11 protein-coding genes are annotated in these 14761 nt (G+C 64.7%); 7 read left to right on the forward strand and 4 right to left on the reverse strand.

The annotated features are described in order from the left end of the window. Window positions 1–32: 32 nt before the first annotated feature. Window positions 33–3647, forward strand: a complete 3615-nt coding sequence (locus AC1D2O_RS14235) for a helix-turn-helix transcriptional regulator (protein WP_478157234.1) — start codon at window positions 33–35, stop codon at window positions 3645–3647. 25 nt (window positions 3648–3672) lie between these two features. Here the strand turns inward: AC1D2O_RS14235 and AC1D2O_RS14240 are convergent, their stop codons facing one another. From AC1D2O_RS14240 to AC1D2O_RS14250, 3 genes are all read right to left on the reverse strand, one after another. Continuing rightward, a complete protein-coding gene (locus tag AC1D2O_RS14240) occupies window positions 3673–5049 on the reverse strand; it encodes an FAD-binding oxidoreductase (RefSeq protein WP_478157236.1) in 1377 nt (458 codons plus the stop codon). A gap of 119 nt (window positions 5050–5168) precedes the next feature. Next, entirely contained in the window at window positions 5169–5447 is a 279-nt protein-coding gene (locus AC1D2O_RS14245) for a DUF4242 domain-containing protein (RefSeq protein WP_478085279.1), read from the reverse strand. Between the two features lie 556 nt (window positions 5448–6003). Next, window positions 6004–6753 carry a GntR family transcriptional regulator gene (locus tag AC1D2O_RS14250; RefSeq protein WP_478085277.1) on the reverse strand — a complete coding sequence of 250 codons (750 nt, stop codon included), beginning with the start codon at window positions 6751–6753 and terminating at the stop codon, window positions 6004–6006. Window positions 6754–6857: 104 nt separating this feature from the next. Here AC1D2O_RS14250 and pcaB point away from each other — a divergent pair, with 104 nt between their 5' ends. The 6 genes from pcaB (at window position 6858) to AC1D2O_RS14280 (ending at window position 14278) form a co-directional block, all read left to right on the forward strand. After that, on the forward strand, window positions 6858–8234 hold the full coding sequence (gene pcaB, locus AC1D2O_RS14255) for a 3-carboxy-cis,cis-muconate cycloisomerase (protein WP_478085275.1): 1377 nt from the start codon (window positions 6858–6860) through the stop codon (window positions 8232–8234). 20 nt (window positions 8235–8254) lie between these two features. Further along, window positions 8255–9667: a cation:dicarboxylate symporter family transporter gene (locus AC1D2O_RS14260; protein WP_478085273.1), complete on the forward strand. Its 1413-nt coding sequence runs from the start codon at window positions 8255–8257 to the stop codon at window positions 9665–9667. Window positions 9668–9695: 28 nt separating this feature from the next. Continuing rightward, window positions 9696–10670 (forward strand): tripartite tricarboxylate transporter substrate binding protein BugD, encoded by a 975-nt coding sequence (locus AC1D2O_RS14265; RefSeq protein ID WP_478157244.1) that lies wholly within the window; start codon window positions 9696–9698, stop codon window positions 10668–10670. Window positions 10671–10672: 2 nt separating this feature from the next. Then, window positions 10673–12064: a class II fumarate hydratase gene (locus AC1D2O_RS14270; protein WP_478090571.1), complete on the forward strand. Its 1392-nt coding sequence runs from the start codon at window positions 10673–10675 to the stop codon at window positions 12062–12064. Window positions 12065–12462: 398 nt separating this feature from the next. Then, window positions 12463–12612 carry a hypothetical protein gene (locus AC1D2O_RS14275; protein WP_478090570.1) on the forward strand — a complete coding sequence of 50 codons (150 nt, stop codon included), beginning with the start codon at window positions 12463–12465 and terminating at the stop codon, window positions 12610–12612. Between the two features lie 49 nt (window positions 12613–12661). Then, window positions 12662–14278 (forward strand): outer membrane protein assembly factor BamB family protein, encoded by a 1617-nt coding sequence (locus tag AC1D2O_RS14280; protein ID WP_478090569.1) that lies wholly within the window; start codon window positions 12662–12664, stop codon window positions 14276–14278. A 252-nt stretch (window positions 14279–14530) separates the two neighbouring features. On the opposite strand, the gene AC1D2O_RS14285 is transcribed toward AC1D2O_RS14280, so the two are convergent. Next, on the reverse strand, window positions 14531–14761 hold a 231-nt coding region (locus AC1D2O_RS14285), incomplete at its 5' end, for an AMP-binding enzyme (RefSeq protein ID WP_478157238.1).

Consider the following 14761-nt stretch of genomic DNA (forward strand, 5'->3'; position numbering starts at 1 on the left):
CCTTCGCAATTCCATTCTGTGGACAGCAGCCCGTGACCGAACCTTCTGTCAGGCAAAGACTCACAGCCATTCTTGCCGCCGACGCAGCCGGTTTTTCACGCTTGATGGCTGGCGACGAGCGGGCGACATTGGCAGCGCTGGACGCTGCACGCACCGTGTTCAGAATCGAGATCGAAGCGCACCAGGGCCGTGTCATCGACATGGCAGGCGACGCGGTGCTTGCGGTGTTCGATACCGCCGCCGGTGCGGTCAATGCGGCCCTGGCGATTCAGCAGAGCCTGGCGATCGCTTCCGAGGATACGGGGCAGGACCGTCGCATGCACTTTCGCATCGGAGTGCATCTCGGCGACGTGATCGAGAAGGAAGACGGCACGGTCTATGGTGATGGGGTGAACGTCGCCGCGCGGCTCGAGGGACTCGCCGAACCCGGCGGCATCTCCGTCTCGGACGCTGTTTTGGGTGTCGTCAGCGGCCGGGTCCGTGCAACCTTCGCGGACCGGGGTGAGCAGCGGCTCAAGAACATCGCCAGGCCGATACGCGTCTTCGCCATCCACCCTGGCAGCGGTAAGACCGATGCCGGTGCGACGCGGGAACCCACTCGGAGTGCTGCGCCACCTCAGGGGCAGGAACCCCGTGCGCATGCCTCGGCGGATGAAGCCCCGCCGGCCACTGCGGTGCCGCGGCGCTCGGCCCAGCGTCCGGCCGGCCTGTTCGTCGGCCGCCAGCAGGAAATGGCTCACCTGACGAACGCGCTGGAGAACGCACGAAAGGGTCGCGGACAGGTCGTCTTGTTGGCCGGCTCGGGCGGCATGGGCAAGACGCGCCTGGCGCAGCAGCTGGCCGCGAGAGCCGAACAGGACGGCGTGCAGGTGTTGTGGGGCCGCTGTCTGGAAGAGCCCGGAGCGCCACCCTACTGGCCATGGCGCCAATTGATTCGGGGCTATTTGCGCAGCAATGGCGACAGCGATCTGGTCCTGACTTTTGGCCCGGGACTGGCGGACATCGCAGGCATCGTTCCCGAACTGGCCGAGCGGTTCACCTCGCTCCAGCCCGGCGTCGAATCCAGCGACACCGCGCAGTCGCGTTTCCGCCTGTTCGACGCGGTCGTCGGATTCTGGCGCATGGCAGCGCAGCGCGCGCCTCTGCTCCTGATCTTCGAGGACCTGCACTGGGCCGACCCCACTTCGCTGCGGCTGTTCGCTTTTCTTGCCGCCGAACTCGAGGACTGCGGCCTGCTGGTGATAGGGACCTATCGCGACACGGAGCTGTCGCGTCAGCATCCGCTGTTCGAAACGCTGGGCGAGCTGGCGCGCTCTTCGGCATTCCGTCGCCTCGAACTGACTGGATTGAGCAGCCACGAGACCGAGCAGTGGATGACCGCGGCAAGTGGTGGTGCGGCGAGCGCCGGCTTCGTGAGTGCCATGCACGCTCGCACCGAAGGGCATCCGCTGTACCTCGAGGAGATGCTGCGCTTCATGATGGAGGCGCGTACTTCGCAAGCTGACGGGTCCGTCGGCAACGAAGCGGACCTGCTGATGAAGATCCCGAGCAGCGTGCGCGAGGTCATCGGCAAGCGCCTGAATCGACTCTCGGTGTCCGCCGGCGGGCTGCTGTCGATCGCTGCGTGCATTGGCCGGACATTCGATCTCGACCTCTTGGTGCCGCTTGCGGCCGACAAGTCGGAAGACGAGGTTCTGCTGGCGCTCGAAGAAGCGCTGGCGGTTCATTTGATCGAGCCAGTGCCGAATTCTCAGCAGTTTCGTTTCGGCCACGCGTTGATCCGCGAGACGCTGTACGACGAGATGCTCGGCCGGCGCCGCGCCAGGCTGCACTTGCGCATCGGCGAGATGCTCGAGCAGCGCCGCGGCGACGATGAGGCCCAGGCCCTGCCGCAACTGGCCTACCATTTCAGCGAGGCTGGGCCCGGCGCCGCAGTCGTCAAGGCGTTGCGCTATGCCAAGGAATCGGCCGAGTACGCGGCGCGGTTGTTCGCTTTCGAAGAAGCGGCGCGCCTCTACGGCCTGGCGTTGCGCCTGCAACTGCAGCACTTCGCCAAGGACACGGCCCAGCGCTGCGTCTTGCTGCTGGGTCTCGGCGAAGCTCAGCTGTCGCTGGGATCCGGCGAACCGGCGCGAGCCGCGTACCAGGAAGCGGCCGAACTGGCTCGCAATCACGGCCTAGCCGCGCTATTTGCCCAAGCCGCCGTGGGATTCGAAATTGGCAATGCGATGGCGGCCCGTTCCGGCGAGCCGGCGGTGATCTTGTTGTTGGAGGCCATTGCGCTGCATCAGGCGGATGACCCGTTGCGGGTCGAGTTGCTGGCCCGTCTGTGTCGGGCCTACGTTTACTGCGACTGCGCAGACGAGGCGAAGGAGGCCCACCGCCGCGCCGTGGCGCTGGCGCGTCAGATCGGCGACATGAAGGGCCTGTGCATGGCACTGTCGGCGATTACCGCCGCCATCTACTGGCCAGACCTGCTGCACGAGCGCATGGCGGCCGCCGAAGAGTCCCTGGCCATCGCGGAGAAGATGAACCTGTTGCCGGGCGTCGACTCGTTTCCGTACTTTCTGGCCAACTTGATCCAGGTGGGCGATGCGCGCGCGGTGCGTCGCCTGGTCGACTGGGGTCTTCGCATTTCGGAACAGACCCACTCGCCGTACCTGGAAACCTTGTGCAGGCACACGGAAGCACTGGTGGCCATCAACGAGGGCCGCTTCGCCGACGCGGAGTCCTCGACCACGCAGGCGCTGCACAGCGGACGGCGCCTCGCCGAGGACCAGGCGGTCAGTGCCCACGGCATGCAGATGTTCTGCCTGCGACGCGAGCAGGGCCGGCTGCGAGAGGCGCTGCCGATGTTGCAGTACTTCGCGCGCACCACGCCCGAGGCGCACGCCTGGCAGCCCGGGCTGGCCTTGCTGTATGCCGAACTGGACATGCGAGCCGAGTGCCAAGCTCAATTCGACAGCCTGCCTTGGGACCGGGCAACAACCCTGCTGCGCGACGTCAGTACGACGACCACTGTCATGTTCGCCGCCGAGGTCTGTGTCTACCTCGGCGATGCCGCGCGCGCGGCATTGTTGTACCGTTTGCTGCAGCCCCACGCCGGTATCAACCTGGTGCCCGATTTCGGCGGGCCCTGCCTGGGCTCGTCCGATCGGCTGCTGGGCAACCTGGCCGGCGTGATGGCGCAATGGGACTTGGCCGAGCGCCACTTCGAGGCCGCGCTCGCCATGGACCGCCGCAGCGGATCGCGTGTCTGGCTGGCGCACAGCCGCTATGCCTATGCCGTGATGCTGCATCGGCGCGCGGGGGCCGGCGATTTCGACCGGGCGCGCGAACTGTTGGTCGACGCACGGGCCGAGACTACGGTGCTGGGCATGAACGCGTTAACGCCGCGCATCGACGCGCTCGCCGAACGCATCGGATCGCCGCCGCCGCCGGCATACCCTTGCGGGCTGACCGGACGCGAGGTGGCCGTGCTGCGGCTGATGGCGATGGGCCGCAACAACCGCGAGATCGGACAGGTGCTGGCGATCAGCCCGAACACCGTGGCCGCCCACGTGCGCAGCATCCTCGAGAAGACCTACACGGCGAACCGGACCGAGGCCGCGGCATTTGCCAATCGCGAAGGTCTATTGGAGTCTTGATCCGCCTGCCTGACGACTGCTGCCATTACTGCGGGCGGATGTTCTGGTTCACGCGAAACAGGTTGTCCGGGTCGAACTGGCGTTTCACGGCGGCCAGCCGCGCGTAGTTGCCGCGGTAGGATGCGCGAATCCGCTCGTCGCCCTCGTCCATCATCATGTTGACGTACGCGCCGCCAGCCGAGTAGGGATGCAGCGCATCCCAGTAGTTCTTGGTCCAGGCGGTGATCTTCGGCGCGTCTTTCGCATCCGGACTGACGCCGACGATGACCTCGCCCCACTGCGCGTCGCGGTACGAGAACGGCGTGTCCGCCTGCTGGGGTCGATGCGCCGCGCCGTCGATCGGGTAGAGGTGCATCGTCGACTGCGGGGTTGGGAGGGCTGCGGCGAAGCGCTGGTGCTCGACGATCGCGGCATCCGGAAGTTCATTGACGAAATCCGCGCGCCAATACCACTGGTCGCCCGGCGGATACAGCCCGTCGAAGGCACTTTGCAGGGCCGGGAAGGGCATCAGTTGCACGCCGTGCATCAGCGGCGGCCCGAATTCGCGCACGGGTTTGAATACAGCGTCGGCGTCGGCCGATGGGCCGGTGTAGCACCACACCACGCCACACACCTGCCGGCCATGCAGCGCCGGAGGAAAAGGTGCCACCGGCGGCACGGTCAGGAAGGCGAAGAACCCGTTCAGGTCCTCTGGCGCCGCGAGGATGAAATCGCGATACCAGCGCAAGACGTCGCCAGCCTGTTCGAGTGACCAGAAGGTGGGCCCGGCCACCACCGTGTCGATCGGATGGAGCCGAAACTCGAACGACGTGACCACCCCGAAGTTGCCGCCGCCGCCGCGCAGCGCCCAGTACAGGTCGGGGTTTTGTTCGGCATTGGCAGTCATTAGGCTGCCGTCGGCGACCACCACGTCGGCCTCGATCAGGTTGTCGACCGTCAGGCCACATTTGCGCGTCAGGTGTCCAAGGCCACCACCGAGCGTCAGACCGCCGACGCCGGTGGTGCTGATGATGCCGCTCGGCGTGGCCATGCCGAACGCGTGAGTGGCGTGATCGACATCGCCCCAGGTGCAGCCCCCTTCGACGCGCACAGTGCGCGCCGCTGCGTCGACACGGATACCCTTCATCGCCGACAGGTCGAGGACCATTCCGTCGTCGCAGGTGCCCAGGCCGCCGCCGTTGTGCCCGCCACCGCGCACGGCCAGCAAGAGCGACTGCTCGCGCGCGAACCTGACGCCCTGCATCACGTCGGCCACGTCACGGCAATAGACGATGAGCCTGGGGCGGCGATCGATCATCCCGTTGTAGACGCGGCGGGAAACGTCGTAGTCGGCGTCGTCCGGTTGCACGACCCGGCCGCGGAGCGCAGTGGAAAGCTCGGCAATCTTCTCGGCGTTCAACATGGTGTCTCTCCGGTTGGTGGCACGTCCGGGTGAACGTGAATCCACGAAACGGTTGTACGCCTCGGCCCCGCTTCGGAGAATAGTCAGGTCTGACGATGCGGGTGACCGGCCAGCTCTGATCAGCCTGCCGCCGAGGCCAGCACCCTGGGATCGCGGCCGAACGATTGCGACACTTCGACGATGACGTCGGCCGGTATATTCGCGCGCCGCGCAGCCTCGCGGATCGATTCCGGATCCTTCGATTCGTACAAGCAGTAGCTCTTGCGTTTGTCGGCACTCAGGAAGGAGAAAAGCCAGTTCACTCCCAAATCGCCATTGATCTTCGACACGGCAACCACGTCTTCGTCACTTAAGTCGAGCTTTTCGGCGAAGTTTCGCTCAATGATGTACAGGGGCATATGGACCTCCGTGATGCAGCCGGGATCTCCGGGCAGGGGAACGGAAGCATCGCTACTTTGGCGTTGCCTACTGCAAATTTTACGGTATCAGAACTGCCCATGCACGGCAACCACACGTGGGAGGTGGCGCCTCGCCTCAACCTCCATTCATGCTCACGGGGCCTTTAACACCTATGTTGCCGCGTGTAGGGTGAGGCCTGTCGCCGCCCATCTCCCAGAAGTGGCGACAGTGCGTAAGTCGGCCCGACAAAGGATTGGTCGAGTTTGTGCCTGTGCATGTCGATTTCGTCCGTCTAAGCCGTCGAGCCGGCGCGGAGCTTTCGAACGACCGCTTCGCGGCGTCCAAATAGCTGAACTCGACGACGGCTTCGGGCCCATCCATGCCGTTCGCGCTTTGTCCGTGAATGACAGCAACCAGTCTGGAGCGGTAGTAGCCTATGCGCAGGCGGCAAGCCGGACCCGGCCACATCCGGACCTTCGTTGCGTTTGACCTGAATGTCGCCTTACCTCGAAAGCGGACTTCAGAATCCAGTTCGAGTCCGACGGCAAGCTCCCGTCATCTGCGCAGGCGCATGGACACGGAAAATCTGTCCGCGGGATGCACCGAGACCGAGGCCTCGAACAGCTCGTCGTCGGCATCGAGATAGCGCCGCACGATCTTCAACGCCGAGGTCCCAGGCTCGACGTGGAGCTTCTCGGCCAAGCTGGCATCGGTGATCGTGAACGCCCTCACGTCTTGCTGGATCTCTGCGATCTGACGGCCGTAGCGTTCCTCGATAAGTGAGCTGATCAACGCGTCCGGCGATTCCTCCACAAGTTCTCCGATCTCGGAAAACGCGGCGTCGATATACACGTCCGTCCAGCCGATCGGCATGGCACTTTCGTCTCCGACCATGCGCAAGGTGGAGATGCGCAGCCAGGATGTGCCCTCCCCACACCCCAATTCCTTCGCCAAGTCACCTGTCACCGTTTCGGGCGCGATCGATTGCACCACGCGCAGATGCTCCTCGCCGAACTGGACCAGATCGTCGACGGACGCCAGCGACGGCCGGAAGCCGGCCCTCGGCTTCGCCGAGATGACCCGCGTGCCCACGTTCTTGCGCCGCGATACCAGCCCGAGTTGCTGCAGTTCGGCCAGCGCCGCCCGCACGGTGTGCCTGCTGGTCCCGTAGTGCTTGCACAGCTCGAGTTCGGTCGGTAACAGCGCTCCGACGCTGAAGTGCCCCGACGTGATCGCGTCGGTCAGGTGGCGGGCGATGTTCGCGAAGTTGGCCTTCTGCGGAGCCGGTTCAAGGATGGCGTTCATGGTTCTTAAGGGTAAACCCCATATTGGAGTTATGTCCGAACATATTAAAGTTCAATATGTTCGGACATATTAGCGTTCATCTCTCCCCACTTCAAGAGGCATTCATGTCGACTCCTTCGATTCCCATGGCCAGCACTGTCGTTGATTCCATCCTGTTCCGCGATGCCTTCGGCACGCAGAAGATGAGGCAAATTTTCTCCGATGGAGCGCTCATCCAGCGCTACATCGACGTCGAGGTCGCACTCGCGAAGGCCGAAGCGCGGGTCGGCGTGATTCCCGCCGACGCGGCCGAGGTCATCGCACGCGAATCGAAGCTCGAGCGCATCGACTTCGATCACATGCGCCACGAGACGGACATCGTCGGCTATCCGATCCTGCCGCTCGTGCACCAACTCGTCGGGATGTGCGGCGAGGCAGGCCGCTACGTGCACTGGGGTGCCACGACGCAGGACATCATGGACACCGCCGTCGCTCTCCAGGTGCGGGACGCGCTCGACAGCGTCGACGCCGACATCCGCGAGCTGCGCGGCATCCTCGCCTCACTGGCACGCAAGCATCGCGACACGCCAATGGCCGGCCGCACCCATCTGCAGCAGGCCTTGCCCGTGACCTTCGGCTACAAGGTGGCGATCTGGCTCGCCATGTTCGACCGTCACCAGCAGCGCCTCGCCGAGTTGCGCCCGCGCGTGGCGGTCGTCGAGTTCGCCGGTGCCGCAGGCACGCTGGCATCGCTCGGCGAAAAGGGCTTCGACGTTCAGAAAGCGATGGCCGCCGAGCTCAAGCTGGGCGTGCCCGCCACCACCTGGCACGTGGCCCGCGACGGCTTTGCCGAAGCGGTGAACCTGCTGGCGCTCGTCACCGGTTCGCTCGGCAAGATCGCGCTCGACATCATGATCATGGCGTCGACCGAGTTCGCCGAGGTCTACGAGCCCTTCGTCAAGGGGCGTGGCGCGTCGAGCACGATGCCGCAGAAGCGCAACCCGATCTCCAGCGAGCTGATGCTGGCGGCCTCGAAGGCGGTGCGCCAGCACGCCGGCCTGATGGTCGATGCGATGGTGCAGGACTTCGAGCGCGCCACCGGCCCGTGGCACGCCGAATGGATCGCGATCCCCGAGAGCTTCATCCTGACCTCGGGCGCCTTGCATCAGGCCAAGTTCGCGCTCGGCGGGCTGATCGTCGACGAAGCCCGCATGGCCCACAACCTCGGAATCACCAAGGGTCTGATCGTGGCCGAGGCCGTGATGATGGGCATGGCCCCGCACATCGGTCGGCAGCAGGCGCACGACGTCGTGTACGACGCCTGCCGCACGGTCAACGAGAAGGGCGGCACGCTGGCCGAAGCGCTGGCGGCCCTGCCGGAAGTCACGAAGCATTTCGACCGCGCCACCATCGATCGCCTCACCGACCCTGCCAACTACTTGGGCCTGGCACCGCAGATGGTGGACCGCGCGCTGGCGCTGTCCGCCGAAGTCAGCGCCTGAGACGCCTGGAGAGAGACAACATGACAACCACATCCACCCTCGAGCCCGGCGCGCTCGCCTCGCCGAAGAAGCTGCCCTGGTACCGCAAGCTCGGCATGCAGGTGCTGGTCTCGCTGATCCTGGGCATCCTGGTCGGCTTCGCGTTTCCAAAGTTCGCATCACAGCTCAAGTTGCTCGGCGACATGTTCCTGTCGCTCATCAAGGCAGGAGTCGCGCCGCTGGTGTTCCTCACCATCGTGCACGGCATCGCCTCGGCCGGTGACGTCAAGAGCGCGGGTCGTGTCGGCTGGCGCTCCATCGTGTACTTCGAAGTGATCTCGACGATCGCCCTGTGCGTCGGGCTGCTGGCGGGCAACCTGCTGGGCATCGGCAAGGGCATGACCGTCGCCGGGGGCGGCGCCGTCGCACCGACGGCGAAGGCGGCGGCGCCGCAAGGATTCCTCGAGTTCATGGCGCACATCGTTCCCGACAACTTCGTCGGCGCCTTCGCCAAGGGCGAGCTGTTGCAGGTCGTCGTGCTGGCCGTCATGGTGGGCATCGGCATCCTCGCGATTCCGGAAGGCCGCCGCGAGAAGATCAACGGCGGGCTCGACTACATCTCCGAAGTGCTCTTCTCGTTCATCAACCTGGTGATGAAGCTCGCGCCCATCGGGACCTTCGGCGCCGTCGCCTACTCGGTCGGCAGCAACGGCAGCGCGGTGCTCGTGGCGCTCGCGCAGTTCGTGCTGAGCTTCTACGCGGTCATCGCGATCTTCATCGCGGTCGTCCTTGGCCTCATTGCGAAGTTCGCGGGCTTCAGCCTCTGGCGCTTCCTGCGCTATATCAAGGACGAGATCCTGATCGTGCTCGGCACGGCTTCTTCGGAAAGCGCGCTGCCGCGCCTGCTGATCAAGCTGGAGCGCCTGGGTTGTGCGAAGCAGACGGTCGGCCTGGTGCTGCCCACCGGGTATGCCTTCAATCTCGACGGAACCTCGATCTTCATGGCGATGGGCGTGATGTTCATCTCGCATGCCTACGGTGTTCCGCTGTCGATCGACCACCAGATCGGCATCCTGCTGCTGATGCTCCTGACGTCCAAGGGCGCGGCCACGGTGTCGGGCGGCTCGTTCGTGGTCTTCGCGGCCACCGTGACTTCGACCGGCATCCTCCCGGTCGAGGGACTCGCGGTCATCTTCGGCGTCTACCGCTTCCTGTCGATGGCGATCGCGACCTGCAACACGATCGGCAACAGCGTCGCCGTCGTGGTGGTCGCGAAGTGGTCGGGCACCTTCGACCCGAAGGTCGCCGAGCGTCATCTGTATCCCGAGCGCTACCCGGACATCGCTGCGGCGGACGCGCAACTGGACGACGGCAACCTGCTGCCGGAAGACATGAAGGACACCAATCCCCACCCCGCCGGCATCGACATGCATGTGCCGGCCGCTGCCCGCTGACCCCATCCACGCTCCCAAGGAACTCATCATGAATTCGAACTGGAAACTGGGCGCGCTTGCCCTGGCATTCGTGGCGGGCGGTGCGCTCGCCCAGGCCTATCCGACGAAGCCGGTCACCTGGATCGTTCCCTTCGCTGCCGGTGGACCGACCGACGCACTCGCGCGCAGCATTGCGGAGCGCGTGGCGCGTGAGCTGGGGCAGCCCATCGTCATTGACAACACGCCTGGAGCAGGCGGCACCGTCGGTGCGGCCAAGGCGGCGCGCGCGGCGCCCGACGGCTACACGATGCTGGTCGGCCATATGGGCTACATGGGCGCCGCGCCCGCCCTGTACAAGAAACTCAACTACGACCCAGTCAAGGATTTCGCCCCGGTGTTCCGCTTTCCGGATACGCCGCTGGTGCTGATGGTCCGCAAAGAGCATCCCGCCAAGGACATCAAAGCCTTGGTCGATTTCGGCAAGGCCAACCCGGACAAGCTGTTCATCAGCAATGCGGGGGTCGGATCCAGTTCGCACTTGATCGCTGCACTGTTCGCTTCCTCCGCGGGTATCAAGGTTTCGCAGGTTCCGTACAAGGGGGCAGGGCCGGCACTGATCGACGTGATCGGCGGCCAGGTCGATGGCATCTTCGACCAGACCAACACCGCTTTGCCGCAGATCAAGGAGGCCAAGGTGCGTCCGCTGGCCGTAACTTCGAAAGTCCGCCTGCCCCAGCTGAAGGACGTACCGACATTGTCCGAAACCGTGCTGCCGAACTTCGAAGCGTCGACCTGGTACGGCATCTATGCGCCCAAGGGAACGCCGCAGCCCGCCCTGGACAAGGTGCAGGCTGCGTACCTGAAGGTCATGACCGACAAGGCCTTCACCGACAAGATGGCCGAGCAGGCCATCCAGCTGCTGCCGGCCGAGCAGTACACCGGCGCGGCTTTGGGCAAGCACACCGAAAGCGAGGTCGCACGGTGGAAGACTGTCGCAGCCAAGACCAACATTTCCCTGGATTGAGCATGGGCGCATCACGCATCGAGCATGACGCCTTCGGCCCGGTCGAGATCCCTGCGGACCGCTACTGGGGCGCACAGACGCAACGGGCCCTTGGCGTCTTCGAGGTGGGCGAGGAGCGCTTTCCTGCCTGCCTGGTCAGGGCGTTCGGGCTGCAGAAGATGGCGGCTGCACGGGCCAACCAGCGTTGCGGCGCGCTGAAGGCCGAACTGGCAGAAGCGATCGCGACGGCTGCCGGCGAGTTGCGCGACGGCCGCTTCGACGCGCACTTCCCGCTGACCATCTGGCAGACCGGTTCGGGCACGCAGACGAACATGAACGCCAACGAGGTGATCGCGAACCGAGCCAACGAGCTGATGGGCCGGCCCCTGGGCACCAAGTCGCCGGTGCATCCCAACGATCACGTCAATGCTTCGCAATCGTCCAACGACAGCTTTCCGACCGTCATGCACGTGGTGACGGTGGTGGAACTGGAGCACCGCCTGAAGCCATCGCTCTCATTGCTGCGCAACAGCCTGCGGGAACGCGCCGTTGCCTTCGCCGATGTGCTGAAGATCGCGCGGACGCACCTGATGGACGCCGTGCCGATGACGATGGGACAGAGCTTCGATACCTTTGCACGCCAGGTCGCACACGGGATCGACCGGATCGACGCCACCATGCCCCGGCTTCTGTCGCTGCCGCAGGGCGGGACGGCGGCCGGCACGGGTTTGAACGCGCCGCCGGATTTCGACCTCTACTTCTGCGAGGAGATCAGCGCGCTCACGGGGCGCGACTTCTCGCCCAATGCATCGAAGTTCGAGGGCATGGCCGCGCATGACGCGCTGGTCGAAGTGTCAGGCGCGCTGAACGTGCTGGCGACTTCGTTGCTCAAGATCGCCAACGATGTGCGCTGGCTCGGGTCCGGGCCGCGTTGCGGGCTGGGCGAACTGAAGATCCCGGATGACGGCCTCACGAGTTCGATCATGCCGGGCAAGCGCAATCCGACGATCGCGGAAGTGCTGGCGCAGGCCTGCATGCAGGCCGTTGGCAACCACGCGACGATCACCCTGGCCAACGCGTCGGGCAATTTCGAACTGAACGTCGCGAAGCCCTTGTTGGTTGCCAACCTGCTGCAATCGATCCGCGTGCTCGCCGACGCATCGAGCGTGTTCGCCCGGCGGCTGGTGCTAGGAATCCAGGTGGATCCTGGGCGCCTGGCCGGCAACGTCGAGAACGCGTTGCTGTTGGTGACGGCGTTGAATCCGCACCTTGGCTATGACCAGGTGGCGCGGATTACCGCTGTGGCACTTGAGCAGGGAATCACACCGCGAGCTGCCGCTTTGCAGCTTGGGCTTCTGGACGAAGCGACGTATGACAGGATTGTGGATGCCGCAAGGATGGCCCATCACCAGTAGCCGCGCCCACCGTGGCCCGTTGTACGCAAGCCGCAATGCCCGCTCTTAAGACCATTTGCGGCCGCTCGGTGTGCTTCGTCGAAGGTCGGGACGGGGCCCTACCCCGCCTCCACCGGCGTCCGTCGTGCGGCCGGTGTGCAGCGGTTGCCATCCTTCCCTGCCGGTCGGTGAACTTACGCTGTGACGCCGGTTCCGGTCATCCCGGTGCCACAGGGATCTCGGCATCGACGACCGGATTCAAGGTAGTGCCAACGTAGCCGTGCTAAGCGGCGCCGAAACGGCCAAGCACGCGCCGTCAGCGCTAATCCCGTGGCCAATCGAAAGTCCGCTTCCATGAGTGCCGGAGTGGCGGTCCGGGCCCTCCGGAACTAATCGGCCCGGCAGCCATACTCGATCGAATGGTGCTCATCCCTGTTGTGCTGGTCCCCCTCGCGATATCGGGCGTATTCCCGCATACGTTGTTCGCGATTGCGATTCTTGACCCGACACTGGCCGTCATTGCATTGCTGATCCGCAACCGCGAGCGCGCACCGTCGGTGGCATCCTAGATTTCCCTTCCTGGCTCCGCTGGATCCGTTCATCGAGAGGGACCTCCCAGTGAAAAGATTTCTTGTCATCCTCGGCTTCCTGTTTGTGGCGGGCCTGGCTGTCGCGGGATTTCTCTATGTCACATTCCCGGTACAGATGTCGACCTACGGCGCCATGGGGCTCAACTTTCTCAAGTCTTTTGCTGCGCCGCCAGGGACGCTGACCACCGAAGCGAATTCAGCCTACAAGGCGCCTGGAGCTGCAGTGCCGTCGCCACCGCTGGCAGAGGCGGCGTGGCCCGGTGCAGCGGCCAGCGACTGGCCCAGCTACAACAGGACCCCGACCTCGCAGCGCTTCTCGCCGCTCGACCAGATCAACACGAAGAATGTCGGGAATCTGAAGATTCAGTGCGTCTACGAGGTCGGACAGATCACCGCCTTCGAGTCCGGCCTGATCATGGTGATCAACGCCCTGATCGGCTCCACGCAGTTCGACATCTTCTCGATCGATCCGGCCACATGCGCGGAGAACTGGCGCACGCACCTGGACTATCCCGCCGGCCTATTGCCTTCCAACCGCGGCCCGGCCTACATGGATGGCCTGCTGTTTCGCGGCACCCAGGACTGCCGGGTGGTGGCCTTCGATTTCAAGACCGGCAAGCAGGTGTGGGAGACGCCGATCTGCGACTCGAAACGCGGCGAGTCGGTGCCGTGGAACAACGCGCCGGGCATCCCGATCAGCGGCGGTGGGACCTGGACCTCGTACACGCTCGACATCAAGAACGGCTTGCTCTACGTCCCAGGAGGCCAACCGGCTCCCGACTTCGCCTCGGGAGCACGCGAAGGCGAGAACCTCTTCACGGACTCGGTGGTGGTCCTCGACGCCAAGACGGGCGACTTCAGGAACAACTTCAAGGTCGTGAAGAAGGACTGGCATGACTGGGACGTGTCTGCGCCGCCGATCCTGCTTCAGACCATGGCCGGCAAACAACTCATGTCGGTCGCGCCGAAGGATGGGCATCTCTACGGCTACGACCTCGCGGCCAGCCAGCTGCTCTACCGCGTGCCGATCACCACGATCGAGAATGCCGAGGGCGATTTCGCTGTCGACCAGAAAGTTCATTTCTGCCCTGGGCCGGTGGGCGGCAATGAATGGAGCACCCCGGGTTTCGACCCAATGACGAACCTCATCATCAGCGGCACCGTCGACTGGTGCGACACGGTGACGATCAAGACGGACGAGAGATTGCGCAAGGTGGCCGTCGGTCAGCCCTGGACCGGAATGGCCACCTTGAACCCGATCAACATGTTCGGCAAGGAAGACCGCACCGACGGGCATTGGGCCGGCTGGATCTATGCCAGCGACGCCGACACCGGGGTGTGGAAATGGCGGGCCAAGTCCAACTATCCCTTTGTCGCGGGCATCACGCCGACGGCCGGTGGGATCGTGTTCGTTGGCGACGTCGGCGGCAACTTCTATGCGCTGGATTCCTCCACCGGTCAGAAGCTCTGGGGTGGCCCGCTCGGAACGGGCGGCGGGATCGGCGGCGGCGTGATCACGTACACCGTCGAGGGGGTGCAGAAGGTGGCTGTCGCCGACAACTTCACGATGGCCGCGTGGCCGATAAAGCCGAGACGCGCAAGGATCGTCGTACTGGGTCTGGACAACGCATCGCCAGCCAAGTGACATGTCGCTGGCATTTCAAATGTGTGTCGACCTCATGACTCATAGAAGAGCTCGCGGCAGACGGATCTGAACGATCCGCCGGCGTTTCGGCAGATGGTTGTGCTGTTGGCCTGCCGGATAGCGGACGATCGTCATTGACGGGTCATGGCCGAAACCGTGAGTCTGCAGCCGATCCAGGAAGCGGTCTTCCGCCGAGCGCGGCCATCGCCCTTTCGGCATCCAGACGACCCCATGCGCGCCAGATCTGCCGCTTCAATGCGGCTGCCCCAGCTGCTCCAGAATGGCCGGATTCTCGAGCGTCGAGGTGTCCTGGGTGATGGCCTCGCCCTTGGCAAGGCTGCGCAGCAGGCGCCGCATGATCTTGCCGCTGCGGGTCTTCGGAAGATTCTCTCCAAAGCGGATGTCTTTGGGTTTTGCGATGGGTCCGATTTCCTTGGCCACCCAGTTGCGCAGTTCGGCGGCGACCTTGCGGGCCTCCTCTTC

Source organism: Variovorax sp. P1_G12 (assembly GCF_056405555.1).

Bases quoted from the DNA above. Each gene is read 5' to 3' on its own strand.
- AC1D2O_RS14240 (WP_478157236.1), bottom strand. From the start codon at position 5,049: ATGTTGAACGCCGAGAAGATTGCCGAGCTTTCCACTGCGCTCCGCGGC.
- AC1D2O_RS14245 (WP_478085279.1), bottom strand. From the start codon at position 5,447: ATGCCCCTGTACATCATTGAGCGAAACTTCGCCGAAAAGCTCGACTTA.
- AC1D2O_RS14250 (WP_478085277.1), bottom strand. From the start codon at position 6,753: ATGAACGCCATCCTTGAACCGGCTCCGCAGAAGGCCAACTTCGCGAAC.
- pcaB (WP_478085275.1), top strand. From the start codon at position 6,858: ATGTCGACTCCTTCGATTCCCATGGCCAGCACTGTCGTTGATTCCATC.
- AC1D2O_RS14260 (WP_478085273.1), top strand. From the start codon at position 8,255: ATGACAACCACATCCACCCTCGAGCCCGGCGCGCTCGCCTCGCCGAAG.
- AC1D2O_RS14265 (WP_478157244.1), top strand. From the start codon at position 9,696: ATGAATTCGAACTGGAAACTGGGCGCGCTTGCCCTGGCATTCGTGGCG.
- AC1D2O_RS14270 (WP_478090571.1), top strand. From the start codon at position 10,673: ATGGGCGCATCACGCATCGAGCATGACGCCTTCGGCCCGGTCGAGATC.
- AC1D2O_RS14275 (WP_478090570.1), top strand. From the start codon at position 12,463: ATGGTGCTCATCCCTGTTGTGCTGGTCCCCCTCGCGATATCGGGCGTA.